Below are 15,127 nucleotides of genomic sequence, written 5' to 3'. Positions count from 1 at the left end.
ACCCGATTGCCTCACTTCTTGTTGCTGTTGGCCGGTTTGTCCGGCGCTGCCACGGCAGTGGCCGGCTTCTTGCCGAACATGCCCTTGATGTTGTCGAACAGTTCGATCTTGGCGCCGTGCTTTTTCATGATGTAGCCTTGCTGGCTCACCGAAAGCAGGTTGTTCCAGGTCCAGTAGATCACCAGGCCGGCCGGGAATGAGCCGAGCAGGAAGGTGAAGAACACCGGCATCCAGGTGAACATCATCTTCTGCACCGGGTCCGGCGGCTCGGGATTCATCTTCATCTGGATGAACATCGTGATGCCCATGAAGATCGGCCAGATGCCGATATGCAGGAAGCTCGTCAGTGCCGCCGGCAGGAAGAAGAAGACGTTGGTGGGGTCGGGCGCGGCCAGATCACGGATCCAGCCGAAGAACGGCGCATGTCGCATCTCGATGGTGATGAACAGGATCTTGTAGAGCGCGAAAAACACCGGGATCTGCAGCAGCACCGGCCAGCAGCCGGCGATCGGGTTGATCTTCTGCGTCTTGTAAAGCTCCATCAGAGCCTGCTGCTGCTTCATCTTGTCGTCGGCATAGCGTTCGCGGATCGCCACCATCTCGGGCTGGACCGCCTTCATCTTGGCCATGGACGCGTAGGATTTGCTGGCGAGCGGGAAGAACAGCAGCTTCAGCAGCAGCGTGACGCCCAGGATCGCGATGCCGAAATTGCCGACATGCTTGTAGATCCAGTCCATCACGAAAAACATCGGCTTGGTGATGAAGTAGAACCAGCCCCAGTCGATCAGCAGTTCGAAGCGCTTGATGCCAAGGTTCTTTTCGTAGCCATCGATGGCCGCGACCTCCTTGGCACCGGCGAAGAGCCGGGCGTTCGACGAGCCGTTGGCGCCTGGAGCGACGGTCACGGCCTCGGCCAGGAAATCGGCCTGGTAGGTGCGGGCGCTGCCGGTCTGGACCGAGGAATAACGACCCTCGTATTTGCGGGCCTGATCGGGGACGACGGCGGCCGCCCAGTACTTGTCGGTGATGCCGACGAACCCGCCGACGGCATCCTTCCAGACCTTGCCGTTGGTGCCGGTGCCGAGCGCCGGTTCCTTGTCGACATGGTCGTAGGTGAACTCCTGCAGGCCCTGCTCGCCGAGATTGCCGATCAGGCCTTCATGCAGAACGTAATAGCCCAGCGTCGCCGGCTTTCCGTGCCGGACGACCTGCCCATAAGGGAACAGCGTCACGGGCCCCGCGCCCTTGTTCTCGACCTCGTCGCGAAGCGTGAACATCGCGTTCTCGTCGATCGTGACGACGCGCTTGAAGAGAAGGCCCTGGCCGTTGTCCCAGGACAGCGTCAGCGGCGTGCCCGCCCGCAGCACCTGCGCATCGGCGCTCCAGACCGTCGTCGCGTTCGGCAGCGGCACGGCGGTACCAGGCGCGCCGACCCAGCCGAAATCGGAGTAGTAGGCGTTCGGCCCGCCCAGCGGCGAGAGCAGGATGATGTTGGGGCTGTTGGGATCGACCGTCTCGCGATAGGCCTTGAGCGAGACGTCGTCGATGCGTGCGCCGGTCAGCGCGATCGAACCGGCGATCTTGGGCGTGTCGATCTGGACGCGCGGGCTGCGGGCGAGCGCCTGGGCACGGGTTTCCACGGCGGGCGTCGCTGGCACGGCTCCGGGCGCCGTCGTTCCAGCCACACCGGGTGTTCCGGGCGCGGGAACGGCGGTGGTGCCGGGGGCCACGCTGTCTGTCTGCGTCTGCCGGTTCTGCTGCGCGATCTGCTGCTGCTTCTCCATCTGCGGCTTGGCGTAGAAGTATTGCCAGCCGAGCAGGATGACCACGGAGAGTGTGATCGCCAGAAGCAGATTGCGGTTGTCTTCTTTCATCATGATCGGAAACTGGTCTCGCTGACGCCCTTGAGGGACTAGGATTTGGCCGGCGCGCTGCGGGGAACCGCCGGGCGGCGCTTGTCGGAAGAGCGGCCAGGGCCTGCCGGCCGGGCGCGGTCGAGCGCCACCGACAGATCGGCGATGAGAGCCTGAAAAGCTGCGGTCAGCGTCTGGGGCCGCGCGACGATCACCACGTCACAGGCACGTCCGGCCTGTTCGGAAAGAGCGGCGCCGGCAGCAGCACGCAGACGGCGGCGGATGCGGTTGCGCTTGACCGCGTTGCCGACCTTGCGGGACGCGGTCAGGCCAAGCTTCAGCCCGTCGCGGCCGGGTTCGCCGGTTGCGTCGCGCACCTGCACGGAAAACGCGGACGAACGAAAACGGCGGCCATGTTCGGCCGCCGCCAAAAACTGCTTGCGTTGGGTCAGACGGGCGAGGCGCATGGCGATTTGCCAGTCTTCCGGAAGAGGCGCGCGAGGATCACGCGCCGTCGGCTCAGGCCGAGAGCTTCTTGCGGCCGTGCGCGCGACGGTTGGCGATGACCTTGCGGCCGCCGACAGTCGCCATGCGAGCGCGGTAGCCGTGGCGGCGCTTGCGGACCAGCTTGCTGGGTTGATAGGTTCTTTTCACGGTTCGTCTCCGGGGCCTTGGTGGCGCGGCGGTCGCGGCTTCCCAGTGGAAGCGTGGCCATTCGCGCCTGTCATGCAAAAGGTTCCGCGCCGCCATGGGCTGCGCAAGTCGCGGGCTTATGGCGGAAGGCCGGGTCCAAGTCAATGCCGGATGGCAAGCCGCGACATCCTGCGCCGGCCGTTCCGAAGCGCTTGCGCTCCGGCGCCAAACCCCCGATATAGCGCCCGGGAGGTTGGCGAGGGACGTCTCACTCGCCAACCGGGTCAGGTCCGGAAGGAAGCAGCCCTAACGAGACCGAACGGGTCTTCGTCCAGCCTCCCACCTCAGCTGCTGCCACGCGCCGACAGGCGTTGCAGCTTATGTCGCGAAACGGGCGTTGACCCTCGCGCATCGAACCGCCAAACCAGATTCATGAGCGACGAGATTCCAGACGCAGCCCCCGTCGACGAGCCGGGCTTTGCCGGCTTCGACCCGGTGCCAGCGCCTGCGGCCGCCAGCCCTTATCGCGTGCTGGCGCGAAAATATCGTCCGGCCCATTTCGGCGACCTGATCGGCCAGGATGCGATGGTGCGCACCCTGACCAACGCCTTCGCCGCCGGCCGTATTCCGCAGGCGTGGATGCTGACCGGCGTGCGCGGCGTCGGCAAGACGACGACCGCCCGCATCCTGGCGCGCGCCCTGAATTTCCAGACGGAGGACGGCGGCGGCGCGCCGACGACCGACCTCGTAAAATTCGGCATCCACTGCAAGGACATCATCGAGGGCCGCCACATCGACGTGATGGAGATCGACGCCGCCTCCAACAACGGCGTCGACAATGTCCGCCAGATCAACGATGCGGTGCGCTATGCCCCGGTCTCGGCGCGCTACAAGGTCTACATCATCGACGAAGTCCACATGATGTCGACGGCGGCCTTCAACGCGCTCTTGAAGACGCTTGAAGAGCCGCCGCCGCACGCGAAATTCATCTTCGCCACCACCGAGATCGGCAAGGTGCCGATCACCGTGCTGTCGCGCTGCCAGCGCTTCGACCTGCGCCGGATCGAATCCGGAACCCTGGTTTCGTATCTGGCGAATATCGGTCGCCAGGAGGGCATCGAGGCCGAAGATGAGGCGCTCGCGGCCATAGCTCGCGCGGCTGAGGGATCGGCCCGCGATTCGCTCTCGATCCTCGACCAGGCCATCGCCCATGCGGCCGGCACGATCACGCTCGAAGACGTCCGCTCGATGCTCGGCCTCGCCGACCGCGCCCGCATCATCGACCTGTTCGAGCAGGTGATGAAGGGCGACATCGCGGCGGCTCTCGGCGAGTTGCGGGCGCAATACGATGCCGGCGCCGATCCGGCAGTTGTGCTGGGCGATCTCGCAGAATTCACCCATCTGGTGACGCGCCTCAAGCTCGTGCCCGAGGCGCTGAAAGACAACAGCCTCAACCAGGCCGAACGCGTCCGCGGCGGCGATTTCGCCGAACGCCTGTCGATCCGCGTGCTCGCCCGGACATGGCAGTTGCTGTTGAAGGGCCTGACCGAGGTCAGGCAGGCCGACAGGCCGATCATGGCCGCCGAGATGGTTCTGGTGAGGCTCGCCCATGCCGCCGACCTGCCGACGCCCGACGAGGCGCTGAAGGCGCTCCGCGACGGTTCCGGGATGGGCAATGGCGGCAATGGCGCACCCTCGTCCGCGCCGCGCCCGCCTTCGGGAGGCGGCAACACCGCGCTCGCCGCCCGCCCGGTTCTTGCCAGCGCCAATCCGATGCCGTCGGCCGCGCCCCGCGCCATGGCCCAGCCGCAGGTTCTGGTCGCCTCGCTGGAAGATGTGGTGGCGCTCGCCTCGCAGCATCGCGACATCACGCTGAAGCTCGCTCTGGAACGCGATGTCCGGCCGGTGCGCTTCGAGCCGGGGCGGATCGAGTTCTCGCTGGCGTCGGGCGCTTCGCGCACGCTCGCCACCGACCTCTCGCGCAAGCTCAAGGAATGGACCGGCCAGACCTGGATGGTCGCCGTCGTCAATGGCGAGGGCGGCGCGACGCTGCGCGAGCAGGCGGAAGCCGTAAAGGGCAGGCGCGAGAGCGATGCAGCCTCGCATCCCGCGGTGAAGGCGGTGCTGGAACGCTTTCCGGGCGCCCGTATCGTCGACGTCCGCGATCCGCGTGCGGCGGCTGCTGCCGAGCCGCCTCCGACGCTGGCCGGCGACGACGACGATCTGCCCGAAGCCGAGCCGCTCTTCGACGACAGCGAGCCGGATTTCGACGGCATCGATTTCTGATACGTGGGAGCACGAGACATGCGCGACATGATGGGCCTGATGAAGCAGGCGCAGGAGATGCAGCAGAAGATGGCCAATGTTCAGGCCGAACTTGACACGATCGAAGTCGAGGGTGCAGCCGGCGGCGGCATGGTCAGCGTGACGATGACCGCCAAGGGCGCGCTCAAGGCGGTCAGGATCGATCCGTCTTTGATGGTGCCCGACGAGCGCGAGATCATCGAGGATCTGATCGTCGCCGCCTGCGCGGACGCCCGCGTCCGGGCCGAGCGCGTCATGCAGGAGCGCATGGCCGAGATCACCAAGGGCCTGCCGATCCCGCCCGGCATGAAGCTGTTTTGAGCTTGGAGCGCGCCTCCCATTGTCATTCCGGGGCCTCGCCCTCGGGTCCGACCTTTGGTCGGCCCAAGGATAAACCCCGCGAAGAACCCGGAACCCACGACCGGGTGAATCCGCTTGCCGACCCCTATCCGGACGGGCTTACCCGGTCGTGGGTTCCGGGTTCGGCCTGCGGCCGCCCCGGAATGACAGAGTAGGTCCATGTCCCGCGCCATCGCCGGCCCCGAGATCGAGAGGTTGATCCAACTCCTGGCCAAGCTGCCGGGGCTCGGGCCGCGCTCGGCCAGGCGCGCGGCGCTGCATCTGGTCAAGAAGCGCGAGCAGCTGCTAGGGCCGCTCGCCGAGGCGCTGGCGCTCGCCCGCGAGCGCATCGTCGTCTGCTCGACCTGCGGCAACATCGACACCTCCGACCCATGCTCGCTCTGCCGCGACGCCCGACGCGACGACGGGCTGATCGTCGTCGTCGCCGATATCGGCGATCTCTGGGCGCTGGAGCGTTCGGGCGCGGTGCTTGGCCGCTATCATGTGCTGGGCGGCATTCTCTCGGCGCTGGACGGCATCCGGCCCGAGCATCTGACGCTGGACGCGCTGGTGGCGCGCGCCGCGCAGCCTGAGGTCAAGGAGGTGATCCTGGCGCTCAACGCCACGGTCGACGGCCAGACCACCGCCCATTTCATCACCGACCGGCTCGCCCACCTCCCGATCAGGGTGACGAAGCTCGCCCATGGGGTGCCGGTGGGCGGCGAACTCGACTATCTCGACGATGGAACGCTCGCCGCAGCCATCCGCCAGCGCACGGGGTTCTAGCTCAGAACTTGTAGCTCAGGCTGGCGCGCACCGCCTGCATCGCCGGTTCCTGCTCGCCGATCAGGCCGGCGAAGGCGCCCTGCCCGACATGGTCGAAGCGGCCGTAATCCGTATAGCGATATTCGATGCTGCCGATCACCGCGTCGGTGAAGGCGTAGGCGATGCCGATGCCGGCGGTCCAGCCGGTCTTCGAGGCCTGCAGCCGCTCAGCGAGCCCAGTCACGCCGTTGCGATAGGAGAATGCGAATTCGGTGAAGGATGCGCCGGCCGTGCCATAGACCAGCATCCGGTCGAAGGCATAGCCGATGCGCCCGCGCAGCGACGCCTGCCAGTCACGCCGGGTCGCGCCGACGCCAAGCGCGTCCGAGAAGCTGCCCTGCGCGTTCACCGCCTCGACATCGCCTTCCACGCCGATCACGATGGACCCCATCTGGTAGTTGAAGCCGGCATGGCCGCCGCCCAGCGCCGTGTCGGAAGAAAAGCGTGCACCGAAGCCCGTCGCGAAACGGCTCGGTGCGGCAAACTCCTGGATCCGGTCGCGCTCCCAGGAATAGCCGGCCTGACCGCCGACATAGAAACCCGTCCAGGAGTAGAAGGAGGGCAATTCGGGGATGGGAGGCAGCGACCTGCCCGAAGGCAGGTCTCCGGCCGCAGCCGCGCCCGCGAACAGGAGGCCGGCCAAGCTGGCTTTCAGGGCGATCTTCATGGCGGTCACTGCTCTCGCAAGATCTGTCAGGCGGTCCGTACGGCCACTGCTGTATCGGCGGGGCTTGCCGCGCGCCGGCATCGGACTAGTTCACGATCAGAAGAAAGCGTTAAGGTTAACAAACGTCTAAACACGGGCATCCGTCGCGGGCGGCGGGAACAAAGATGGACGGCGGGGTGTTGCCGCCACGCTGGCGTCCCAACGCGATATGACGGACAGCACGACGGTCGACACGGTCATTCTGACGGATTCCTGCCGATGGCATTCCTGAAACGGATCACGGGCGCAGCCGGCGCAGGGGTTGCGTTGGGATATTTCTACGAGGTCATCTCGAAGCGTCTGTCGCGACCTTCCGAGGAGGTTGCGCGCGGTCGTGCCGCTGTGTGGCCGTGGCAAATGACCTGGCTCGGCTGGAAAGATGTGCTGCTGCGATTCGGCAGCAATGTCGCTGATAACCGCCTGATGTCGCTGGCCGGCGCCGTCGCCTTCTTTACGCTGCTCTCACTCGTGCCGGCGCTGTCCCTGCTGGTGACGCTTTACCGCTCCTTCACCGACCCCTTCACGATCGCTGAACAGCTCGACACGCTGACCACGGTCTTCCCGCAGGCTGCCCGCGATCTGATCCATGAACAGGCGGTGCGGCTTGCCACCCAGGAGGCCTCGACCCTGTCGCTGACCTTCCTGATCAGCCTGGGCGTCGCCACCTGGAGCGCCAACGCCGCCGTCAAGGCGATTTTCGATGCGCTCAACATCATCTACCGCGAGACTGAAAAGCGCAGCTTCCTGAAACTCAACGCGATGTCGCTGATGACGACGCTGAGCGGCGTCGTGCTGCTGGTCGGCGCCCTGATCATCATCGCCAGCGTGCCGGTCGTCACCGCCTTCTTCCCCTTCGCCTTCGAACTCGAACGACTGCTGCGGCTGGTGCGCTGGCCGGCCTTCTTCGTCATCGCGGCGCTTTCGATCGCGTGTCTCTACTGGATCGGGCCGAGCCGCCATCCGGCCCGCTTCACCTGGGTCCTGCCCGGCGCCGTTGCTGCGGCACTGCTCTGGGCAGGCGCCTCCTTCGCCTTCTCCTGGTATGTCGGGACGCTCGGCAACTACACGGCCGCTTACGGTTCGCTCGCGACCGTCGTCGTCTTCATGACCTGGCTCTGGCTCTCGGCGACGATCGTGTTGGCCGGCGCCGAGCTTAACGCCGAGCTCGAACATCAGACCGCCCGGGACACCACGATGGGTCGCGCCAAGCCTCTGGGCCAGCGCGGCGCCACCATGGCCGATTCCATCGGACCCCCTCTCGCGGATTGACCCCATGCTCGATGCAGCCACGACCACCCAGGCCGAACTTCGCAGCGGCCGGAGCCCCTGGCTCGTCGGTCCGGCCCGGCCGCCGGGCGAGAGTCTCGATCACGACATCCGCTGCGACGTCGCCATTATTGGCGGCGGCATCACAGGCGCACTGCTCGCGGAGCACCTGACCGCTCAGGGCCATGCCGTCGTACTGGTCGATCGCGAGCAGGAAGGCTTCGGCAGCACGGCGGCGAGTACTGCGATGCTGCAATGGGAGATCGATCTGCCGCTGCGCGAGTTGACGGTGCTGTACGGTTTCGAGCGTGCGGCCGACATCTACCGCCGCAGCTTCCGGGCCGTTGAAGGCTTGCGCGATCTGGTCGGCCAACTCGACGCGCCCTGCGGCTTCATCCCGCGCGACACGGTCTATCTGGCCGCCGGCGATGTCGGCCCGCGCGAATTGCGGGAAGAATGGACCCTGCGCGAGCGCGCCGGTCTGCCCGGCACATTGGTCGGACATGACCTGCTGCTCGGCGAATTCGGCTTCGACCGCGCCGCCGCGATCGTCTCGCCGGGCTCCGCCGAGGCCGATCCGCTCAGCCTCTGCCATGCCCTGCTTGCTCAATCGGTGCGTCAGGGCGGCCGGCTGCTGCGCGACGAGGCGGTCGCATATGACGGGACCGGCCGCGCGGCGCTGGTTCAGCTCGCTTCCGGCCGCACCATCGAGGCCGGCCATGTCGTGCTCGCCACCGGCTATGTCATGCCCGATTTCGTGAGAAGCGATCTCCATCGCGTCGCCTCGAGCTTCGCGGTCGCGACCCTGCCGCAGCAGCCGGCCGCGCTCTGGCCCGGCCCGGCTTTGGTCTGGGAGGCGTCGGAGGATTATTTCTACTGCCGCACCACCATCGATGGCCGCATCGTCATGGGTGGCGAGGACGAGGAGACCGATGATACCGTTTTGCGCGAAAGTCTCGCTCCCGCCAAAACGCAGGCGCTTTTGGCGAAGCTCGCCGCCTTCCTGCCGCGCGCGGAGCCCAGCCTCGGCCACGCGTGGAACGGCGCCTTCGGCCAGACCTCCGACGGCCTGCCGCTGATCGGCCGCGTGCCGGGCCAGCCACGTATGCTGGCGGCTTATGGCTATGGCGGCAACGGCATCACCTTCAGCTTCATGGCCTCGCGGATGCTCGGCGCGCTGATCGGCGGCACCGAAGCGCCCTGGTTCAGCCATTTCGCCATCGACCGGCCCGATCCCGCTCGACCCTGACGGCACGCGGCGATTGCGCCCGTGCAATCCTGAATTTGCCGGTCCGGGGGGCGACAAGCCGTCGCAATCACGCCATCTCTCTGGGCAGGCGGCCGCCCGGCCGTATCCTCCGGAGGCTGCCATGCACGCGGTTTCGAATGCCACACCCGTCTTGCTCGAAGCGCTGGACGCGCCCTATTACATCGGCACCGTCGCGCTGCGGGTGAACGACCTCGCAAAGCTCGAGGCGTACTATCGCGATGCGATCGGCCTCGCCTTGATCGAGGAAGGTGCCGGCTTCGCCGCGCTCGGCGTCGATGGCGTCGCCCTCGTCCGGCTGGAAGAAGGCGCGGCGCGTCCGACCTCGCCGGCCGGCCTGTTCCATCTCGCCATCCTGTTGCCTTCGCGCGCGGCGCTGGCGGACTGGGTCGGCCACGCCGCAAAGGCCCGTGTCCAGATCGAAGGCGCCTCGGACCATCTCGTCAGCGAGGCGCTCTATCTGTCCGACCCGGAAGGCAACGGCATCGAGATCTATCGCGACCGTCCGCGCGCGGACTGGCCGCGCCGCGACGGCGCGATCAAGATGGCGACCGACCGGCTCGATCTGCAGAAGCTCCTGGGCGAGGCCGGCCCCGGTGCCTATGCCGGGATGCCCAGCGGCACCCGCATGGGCCATATCCATCTGCGCGTCGGCGACACGGCTGAGGCGGAAGCGTTCTATTCCGGCGTGCTCGGCTTCGACCTGATGGTGCGCTATCCCGGCGCGAGCTTCCTCTCTAGCGGCGGCTACCACCACCACATTGCCGGCAATATCTGGAACAGCCGCGGCGCCGGCCTGCGCAAGGCGGGCGAAGCGGGGCTGGCCTGGTTCGAACTGGTGGCGCGCGATGCCCCGGACTTCGCCGCGATGCGCGAGCGCATTCTCGCGGCAGGCGGCAGCGAGGTTGCTGGTGGCCCGACGCTCGCCGATCCGTGGGGCAACACGATCGTGCTGAAGCAAGGCTGAGGCTAACGCGTCAGCAGATGCGTTCGCTGTGCATCGCTGTCGTCGGGCCGGAAGCCCTGAGCCGTCCAGAACGCGGATGCGGCGGGGTCAGCGGCACGGAGCGACAGCCGTGATGCTACGGAAAGCCCCTGCTGTATCAAGGCGGATGCGATGACGCGCCCGACGCCGCGCCCACGATGATCGCGGCGGACATAGACATGGCGTAGCCGCGCCAGATCGGGCGCGGGGTCGTAGGGGTCGGCCGTCAGCGCGCCCAGCCCGACGAGTTGGCCATCTGCAAAAACCCCGAACAAGACGGGCAGATCGCAATCGGCATCGGCGTAGTCGCCGCGTGCGATCTCGTCGGCGAGCCGATCGAGAAAGACGTAGCCTTCCCCGACCGCTTCCAGACGCAAGTCCTCAAATCCCTCGGGCGGGGTCTCCGTGACGCGAACGACCTGGACGGACGCGCCGCTCAAAGCCCCTCGAAGAGCGCGCTCGAAATGTAGCGCTCCGCAAAGGAGGGAATGATCACCACGATCGTCTTGCCGGCGTTCTCAGGCCGCGCGCCAACCTCCAGAGCGGCCGCGACGGCAGCGCCCGACGAAATGCCGGCCGGAATGCCTTCGTTCTTGGCGAGAGCGCGTGCGGTCTCGAAGGAGGTCTGGTTGCCGACGGTGACGACCTCGTCGATCACCGAGCGGTCGAGGATGCCCGGTACGAAGCCCGCCCCGATGCCTTGAATCTTGTGCGGGCCGGGCGCGCCGCCCGACAGCACAGGCGAATCCTCGGGCTCCACCGCGATGATCTTCACGCCGGGCTTCCTGGCCTTCAGCACCTGGCCGACGCCGGTGATTGTGCCGCCGGTGCCGACGCCGGAGATGAAGATGTCGACATTGCCGTTGGTGTCGTTCCAGATCTCCTCGGCGGTGGTCTGGCGGTGGATCTCAGGGTTGTGCGGGTTCTCGAACTGCTGCGGAATGATCGAGCCCGGAATTTCGGCCTTGAGTTCCTCGGCCTTGGCGACTGCGCCGCGCATGCCGCCGGGTCCCGGCGTCAGCACGAGTTCGGCGCCGAGCAGCGCCAGCATCTTGCGTCGTTCCAGCGACATCGTCTCGGGCATGACCAGGATCAGCCTGTAACCACGCGCCGCCGCAACGAAGGCGAGGGCGATGCCGGTATTGCCCGAGGTCGGCTCGATCAGCGTGCCGCCGGGCTTGAGCGCGCCGGATGCTTCGAGCGCGTCGATCATGTTGACGCCGATGCGGTCCTTGACGCTGGAGATCGGATTGAAGAATTCGAGCTTGGCCAGGATCGTCGCCTTGACGCCGCGCTCCGCCGGCAGCCGGTTCAGACGTACCAGGGGGGTATCGCCGATCGTGTCGGTGATCGATTCGTAGACGCGGCCGCGACCGGGAGACTTGGTCGGAGCGGGATGCAGTTTGCGGACGGCGTCGGTCATGGGATCCTCCTCGGGATGATCTTTTGATTTAAGGTGACGCTAACGCAATTCACAGGCCTTGTCGATAAAACGAAAAATCCACATCACTATATTGTAAAATCACCATGGGCCGGTCTGTCGCCGAACACGGCCTCCCGCTCGGCTTTAAGGCAAAGCTCCGCGACAGTAACGCCGTCGAGCACGGTCAGGAAGGAGTCGAGCGCCCTTGAAACCTGCGGCTCTACGATCTCGTCGATCAGGCGCGAGCGCGGCAACGGCCCGAGCGTGTCGTCGCCGGCCTCCTGCATCGCCGCCCTGGCGATCTCGCCAGCGGTGATGCGGCGCCGCTCGCGCGCCAGCTCGTAGCCGCCGCGCGGCCCGCGCACGCCCTTGAGGATGCCAACCCGGACCAGCGCCTGCAGCAGCGTCTCGAGATGGCGCGGCGGCAGTTCGTGCCGTGCCGCCAGGAGCTTTGCCGAGACGGGTGAGGGCCGCGCGTGCAGGGCGATGTCGACCACCGCCGCGATGGCGAGCAGACTGCGGCGCGAGAGCAGGTTCATGACGCCGCGTCCCGCGATGCGGTCGTGATGTCCGTAACGCCGGTCGAGCCGAAGCCACCGGTTCCGCGCGGGGTTTCGTCGAGCGCCGCCTCGACCAGCGCAGCTCGCGTCACCGGCGCGATAACGAGCTGCGCGATGCGGTCGCCATGTCCGATCGCCAACGCCTCGCTGCCATGGTTGATCAGGATCACCTTGACCTCGCCGCGATAGTCGCTGTCGACCGTGCCGGGACTGTTCAGCACGGTAACGCCATGTTTCGCCGCGAGCCCCGATCGTGGCCTGACCTGGGCCTCGAACCCGTCGGGCAGTTGCAGAACGAGCCCGGTCGGCACCAGCGCCCGCGCACCGGCCTCCAGTACCAGCGGCGCCTCTCCGGCCAGCGCAGCGCGCAGATCCATGCCGGCCGCGCCGGCCGTCTCGTAGGTCGGCAGCGGCAGGTCGGCGCCATGCGGCAGGCGGCGAAGCTTTATCGTCGTCACGGCGCTTACACCTTCGCCGGCGGCGGGGACAGTTGCACCAGATGGGCAACGAGCCGGGTCGCGACCTCGGATTTTGCCAGCGTCGGCCAGGTCTCGACGCCGTCCTTGCCAACGAGATGAACCGTATTGGTATCGCCGCCCATTACGCCGGTCCCGCCGACATCGTTGGCGACGATCAGGTCGCAGCCCTTCTTCGCAAGCTTCGCCCGGGCGTGCTCGATGACGTGCTCGGTCTCGGCCGCGAAGCCGACAACGAGCGGCGGCCGGGCGCTCGTCCGGCCTGAGACCGTCGCCAGGATGTCGGGGTTCTCGACCAGCGCCAGCGCCGGCGTCCCGCTTGCGCCCTTCTTCATCTTTTCGGGCGCGGTTTCGGCAACGCGCCAGTCGGCCACGGCTGCGGCGAAGATCGCGATATCGGCCGGCAGGGCCGCCTCGACCGCCGCCAGCATCTCGCGGGCAGATTCGACCCGCGTCACGCTGACCCCGGCCGGATCGGGGATCGCGACAGGGCCGGAGACCAGCGTCACGCGCGCGCCGGCCTCCGCCGCAGCGGCGGCGATCGCATGGCCCTGCTTTCCCGAGGAGCGGTTGGCGATGTAGCGCACCGGGTCGATCGGCTCGTGCGTCGGCCCCGAGGTGATCAGCACATGGCGGCCGGCGAGCGGCCCGGGGCCGCCCCCGCCCGGCAGCCGCCCGAGGAAGCCGATCGCGCGCGGCGAGGTCTCGCCCGCCAGCGCCTGCTCGATCGCCGCGAGAATTTCCGCCGGCTCGGCCATGCGGCCGACGCCGCTCTCGCCGCGCTCGGCCATGGCGCCGGAGTTAGGGCCCACGACGAGCACGCCGTCCTTCTCAAGCTGCGCCATATTGCGCCGCGTCGCCGGGTGCGACCACATGCGAGGGTTCATCGCGGGCGCGATCAGGACGCGCTTGTCGGTCGCGAGCAGAGCGGTGGAGGCGAGGTCGTTGGCGAGCCCCGTCGCCATTTTCGCGATCAGGTCGGCGGTCGCGGGCGCCACGACCAAGAGGTCGGTCGAGCGCGACAGGGCGATATGACCGATATCGGCCTCGTCGGTCAGCGAGAACAGATCGGTAAAGCAGCGCTCGCCCGCCAGCGACGAGACCGAAAGCGGGGTGACGAATTCCTCGCCGGCCTTGGTCAGGATGCAGCGCGAGGTGATGCCGCGATCCTTCAGCCGCCGGATCAGCTCCAGCACCTTGTAGGCGGCGATGCCGCCGCCGATGATCAGGAGAACGGAGCGGGAGGCGGACAAGGCGGGACTCCTGAGCCGGAAGGCTTCTCCCCTAGCATCCGGGGGGATGGGCTGTCATCGGGGCGAGGGAAAGAGTGCTCCGTCCGTCCCTCACGCCCTGCAGCTCTCCATCAGCCGGCGCAGGAAGGCCTCGCCGGCCTCGAACTGCTCCAGCGTGATGTATTCGTCGGGCTGGTGCGCCTGGTCGATCGAGCCGGGGCCGCAGACGATCGTCGGCAGGCCGGCGCGCTGGAAATGTCCGGCCTCGGTGGCATAGGCGACCGCGATCGTGCTGTTGCGGCCGGCGAGCCGCATCACCAGCGTCTCGGCCTCGGAGCCCGGATCGGGCGCCAGTCCCGGGACATCCGAACTCATCACCGTCTCGATCGTCGATGACGGCCCGGTCTTGCGCATCTTCGCCAGAACTTCGTCCGACAGCGCCTTGAAGCGCGCCGGCACCGTCTCGACGTCGGAGCCGGGCAGCGTGCGGACCTCCCAGGAGAGATCGCAGCGATCGGCCAGGATGTTGCGCGCGATGCCGCCGTGGAATTTTCCGACATGGACGGTGTCGTAGGGCGGATCGAAGCGCCCGCTCGTATCGGGCCTGGCCTCCAGTTCGTCCGCGATCTTGACCAGCTCGGCCGCCAGCCGTGTCCCGGCATGAACGGCGCTGGCGCCCAGATGCGGCTTCGACGAATGCGCCGGCACGCCCGTGATCGTGGTGAAGAAGGTGCGGATGCCCTTATGGGCGTCGGCCAGCTCCAGCGAGGTCGGCTCGCCGACGATCACGGCGCGTGGGCGCGGCAAGTCCTTACCCATCCGCGAGATGCCGTCGACGACACCGAGGCAGGTCACCTCCTCGTCATAGGACAGGAAAATGTGGATCGGGGTCTTGAGGTTCGCCGCAAGAAAGTCCGGCACCAGCGCCAGAGCGAGCGCATCGAAGCCCTTCATGTCGACCGCGCCGCGGCCATAGGCCCGCCCGTTCTCGACATGCAGCGTGAACGGATCGCGGCTCCAAGCCTGGCCCTCGACCGGCACGACGTCTGTGTGGCCCGACAGCACGATGCCGCCGCGATCCTGCGGGCCGATGGTGGCGAAGAGCGCAGCCTTGTCGCCCGCGGCGTTGGGGAAGCGCACCGAGGGCACGCCCCAGCCGGCGAGATAATCCTCGACGAAGGCGATCAGCGGCAGGTTGGATTTGTGGCTGACCGTGTCGAAGGCGACGAGACGGGCAAGCATGTCGAGCGGCGCATAG

At 67.3% G+C, this 15,127-nt stretch carries 16 protein-coding genes and 1 other RNA gene; 7 read left to right on the top strand and 10 right to left on the bottom strand.

Annotated elements, in window-relative coordinates; all coding sequences use genetic code 11:
• Positions 1-11 precede the first annotated feature (11 nt).
• From yidC to rpmH, 3 genes are read right to left on the bottom strand one after another with little or no spacing between them, the layout of a single operon-like run.
• The gene (gene yidC / locus AXW83_RS20250; protein ID WP_066620922.1) at positions 12-1,874 is read right to left on the bottom strand and encodes a membrane protein insertase YidC; all 1,863 of its coding nucleotides are present in this window, start codon (positions 1,872-1,874) and stop codon (positions 12-14) included.
• A 38-nt stretch (positions 1,875-1,912) separates the two neighbouring features.
• Positions 1,913-2,320, bottom strand: a complete 408-nt coding sequence (gene rnpA, locus AXW83_RS20245; protein ID WP_066616450.1) for a ribonuclease P protein component — start codon at positions 2,318-2,320, stop codon at positions 1,913-1,915.
• Between the two features lie 52 nt (positions 2,321-2,372).
• Complete coding sequence (rpmH, locus tag AXW83_RS20240; RefSeq protein WP_066616447.1) at positions 2,373-2,507, bottom strand: 50S ribosomal protein L34; 135 nt, start codon at positions 2,505-2,507, stop codon at positions 2,373-2,375.
• A 226-nt stretch (positions 2,508-2,733) separates the two neighbouring features.
• On the opposite strand from rpmH, the gene ffs reads away from it, so the two are divergent.
• From ffs to recR, 4 genes are all read left to right on the top strand, one after another.
• Positions 2,734-2,830: signal recognition particle sRNA small type (gene ffs, locus AXW83_RS20235), an RNA gene on the top strand.
• An 88-nt stretch (positions 2,831-2,918) separates the two neighbouring features.
• Positions 2,919-4,772: a DNA polymerase III subunit gamma/tau gene (locus AXW83_RS20230; RefSeq protein ID WP_066616445.1), complete on the top strand. Its 1,854-nt coding sequence runs from the start codon at positions 2,919-2,921 to the stop codon at positions 4,770-4,772.
• An 18-nt stretch (positions 4,773-4,790) separates the two neighbouring features.
• On the top strand, positions 4,791-5,111 hold the full coding sequence (locus AXW83_RS20225; protein ID WP_066616442.1) for a YbaB/EbfC family nucleoid-associated protein: 321 nt from the start codon (positions 4,791-4,793) through the stop codon (positions 5,109-5,111).
• 198 nt (positions 5,112-5,309) lie between these two features.
• Entirely contained in the window at positions 5,310-5,915 is a 606-nt protein-coding gene (gene recR, locus AXW83_RS20220; RefSeq protein WP_066616439.1) for a recombination mediator RecR, read from the top strand.
• A gap of 1 nt (position 5,916) precedes the next feature.
• Here the strand turns inward: recR and AXW83_RS20215 are convergent, their stop codons facing one another.
• Positions 5,917-6,621, bottom strand: coding sequence for an outer membrane protein (locus AXW83_RS20215; RefSeq protein WP_066616437.1), 705 nt, complete (start codon positions 6,619-6,621; stop codon positions 5,917-5,919).
• A gap of 258 nt (positions 6,622-6,879) precedes the next feature.
• Between AXW83_RS20215 and AXW83_RS20210 the strand changes: the two genes are divergently transcribed.
• The 3 genes from AXW83_RS20210 to AXW83_RS20200 all read left to right on the top strand — a co-directional run bounded on the left by AXW83_RS20210 (position 6,880) and on the right by AXW83_RS20200 (position 10,160).
• The gene (locus AXW83_RS20210; protein WP_066616435.1) at positions 6,880-7,929 is read left to right on the top strand and encodes a YihY/virulence factor BrkB family protein; all 1,050 of its coding nucleotides are present in this window, start codon (positions 6,880-6,882) and stop codon (positions 7,927-7,929) included.
• Positions 7,930-7,933: 4 nt separating this feature from the next.
• The gene (locus AXW83_RS20205; protein ID WP_066616432.1) at positions 7,934-9,175 is read left to right on the top strand and encodes an NAD(P)/FAD-dependent oxidoreductase; all 1,242 of its coding nucleotides are present in this window, start codon (positions 7,934-7,936) and stop codon (positions 9,173-9,175) included.
• Positions 9,176-9,296: 121 nt separating this feature from the next.
• Positions 9,297-10,160 carry a VOC family protein gene (locus AXW83_RS20200; RefSeq protein ID WP_066616430.1) on the top strand — a complete coding sequence of 288 codons (864 nt, stop codon included), beginning with the start codon at positions 9,297-9,299 and terminating at the stop codon, positions 10,158-10,160.
• Between the two features lie 2 nt (positions 10,161-10,162).
• On the opposite strand, the gene AXW83_RS20195 is transcribed toward AXW83_RS20200, so the two are convergent.
• The 6 genes from AXW83_RS20195 to argE all read right to left on the bottom strand — a co-directional run bounded on the left by AXW83_RS20195 (position 10,163) and on the right by argE (position 15,111).
• A complete protein-coding gene (locus tag AXW83_RS20195; protein ID WP_066616428.1) occupies positions 10,163-10,618 on the bottom strand; it encodes a GNAT family N-acetyltransferase in 456 nt (151 codons plus the stop codon).
• A complete protein-coding gene (gene cysK / locus AXW83_RS20190; RefSeq protein ID WP_066616425.1) occupies positions 10,615-11,601 on the bottom strand; it encodes a cysteine synthase A in 987 nt (328 codons plus the stop codon). The genes AXW83_RS20195 and cysK overlap by 4 nt, the downstream gene beginning before the upstream one ends.
• 86 nt (positions 11,602-11,687) lie before the next feature.
• Positions 11,688-12,140, bottom strand: a complete 453-nt coding sequence (locus AXW83_RS20185; protein WP_066616422.1) for an RrF2 family transcriptional regulator — start codon at positions 12,138-12,140, stop codon at positions 11,688-11,690.
• On the bottom strand, positions 12,137-12,619 hold the full coding sequence (dut, locus tag AXW83_RS20180) for a dUTP diphosphatase (RefSeq protein ID WP_066616419.1): 483 nt from the start codon (positions 12,617-12,619) through the stop codon (positions 12,137-12,139). The genes AXW83_RS20185 and dut overlap by 4 nt, the downstream gene beginning before the upstream one ends.
• Positions 12,620-12,624: 5 nt before the next feature.
• Positions 12,625-13,890, bottom strand: a complete 1,266-nt coding sequence (gene coaBC / locus AXW83_RS20175) for a bifunctional phosphopantothenoylcysteine decarboxylase/phosphopantothenate--cysteine ligase CoaBC (RefSeq protein ID WP_066616417.1) — start codon at positions 13,888-13,890, stop codon at positions 12,625-12,627.
• Between the two features lie 90 nt (positions 13,891-13,980).
• On the bottom strand, positions 13,981-15,111 hold the full coding sequence (gene argE / locus AXW83_RS20170) for an acetylornithine deacetylase (protein WP_066620914.1): 1,131 nt from the start codon (positions 15,109-15,111) through the stop codon (positions 13,981-13,983).
• Between the last annotated feature and the right edge of the window lie 16 nt (positions 15,112-15,127).

It is taken from the genome of Bosea sp. PAMC 26642 (assembly GCF_001562255.1).
GTDB lineage: Bacteria > Pseudomonadota > Alphaproteobacteria > Rhizobiales > Beijerinckiaceae > Allobosea.
Note: the sequence above shows the minus strand (reverse complement) of the source record. Positions and strands in the feature narration are given on the sequence as shown.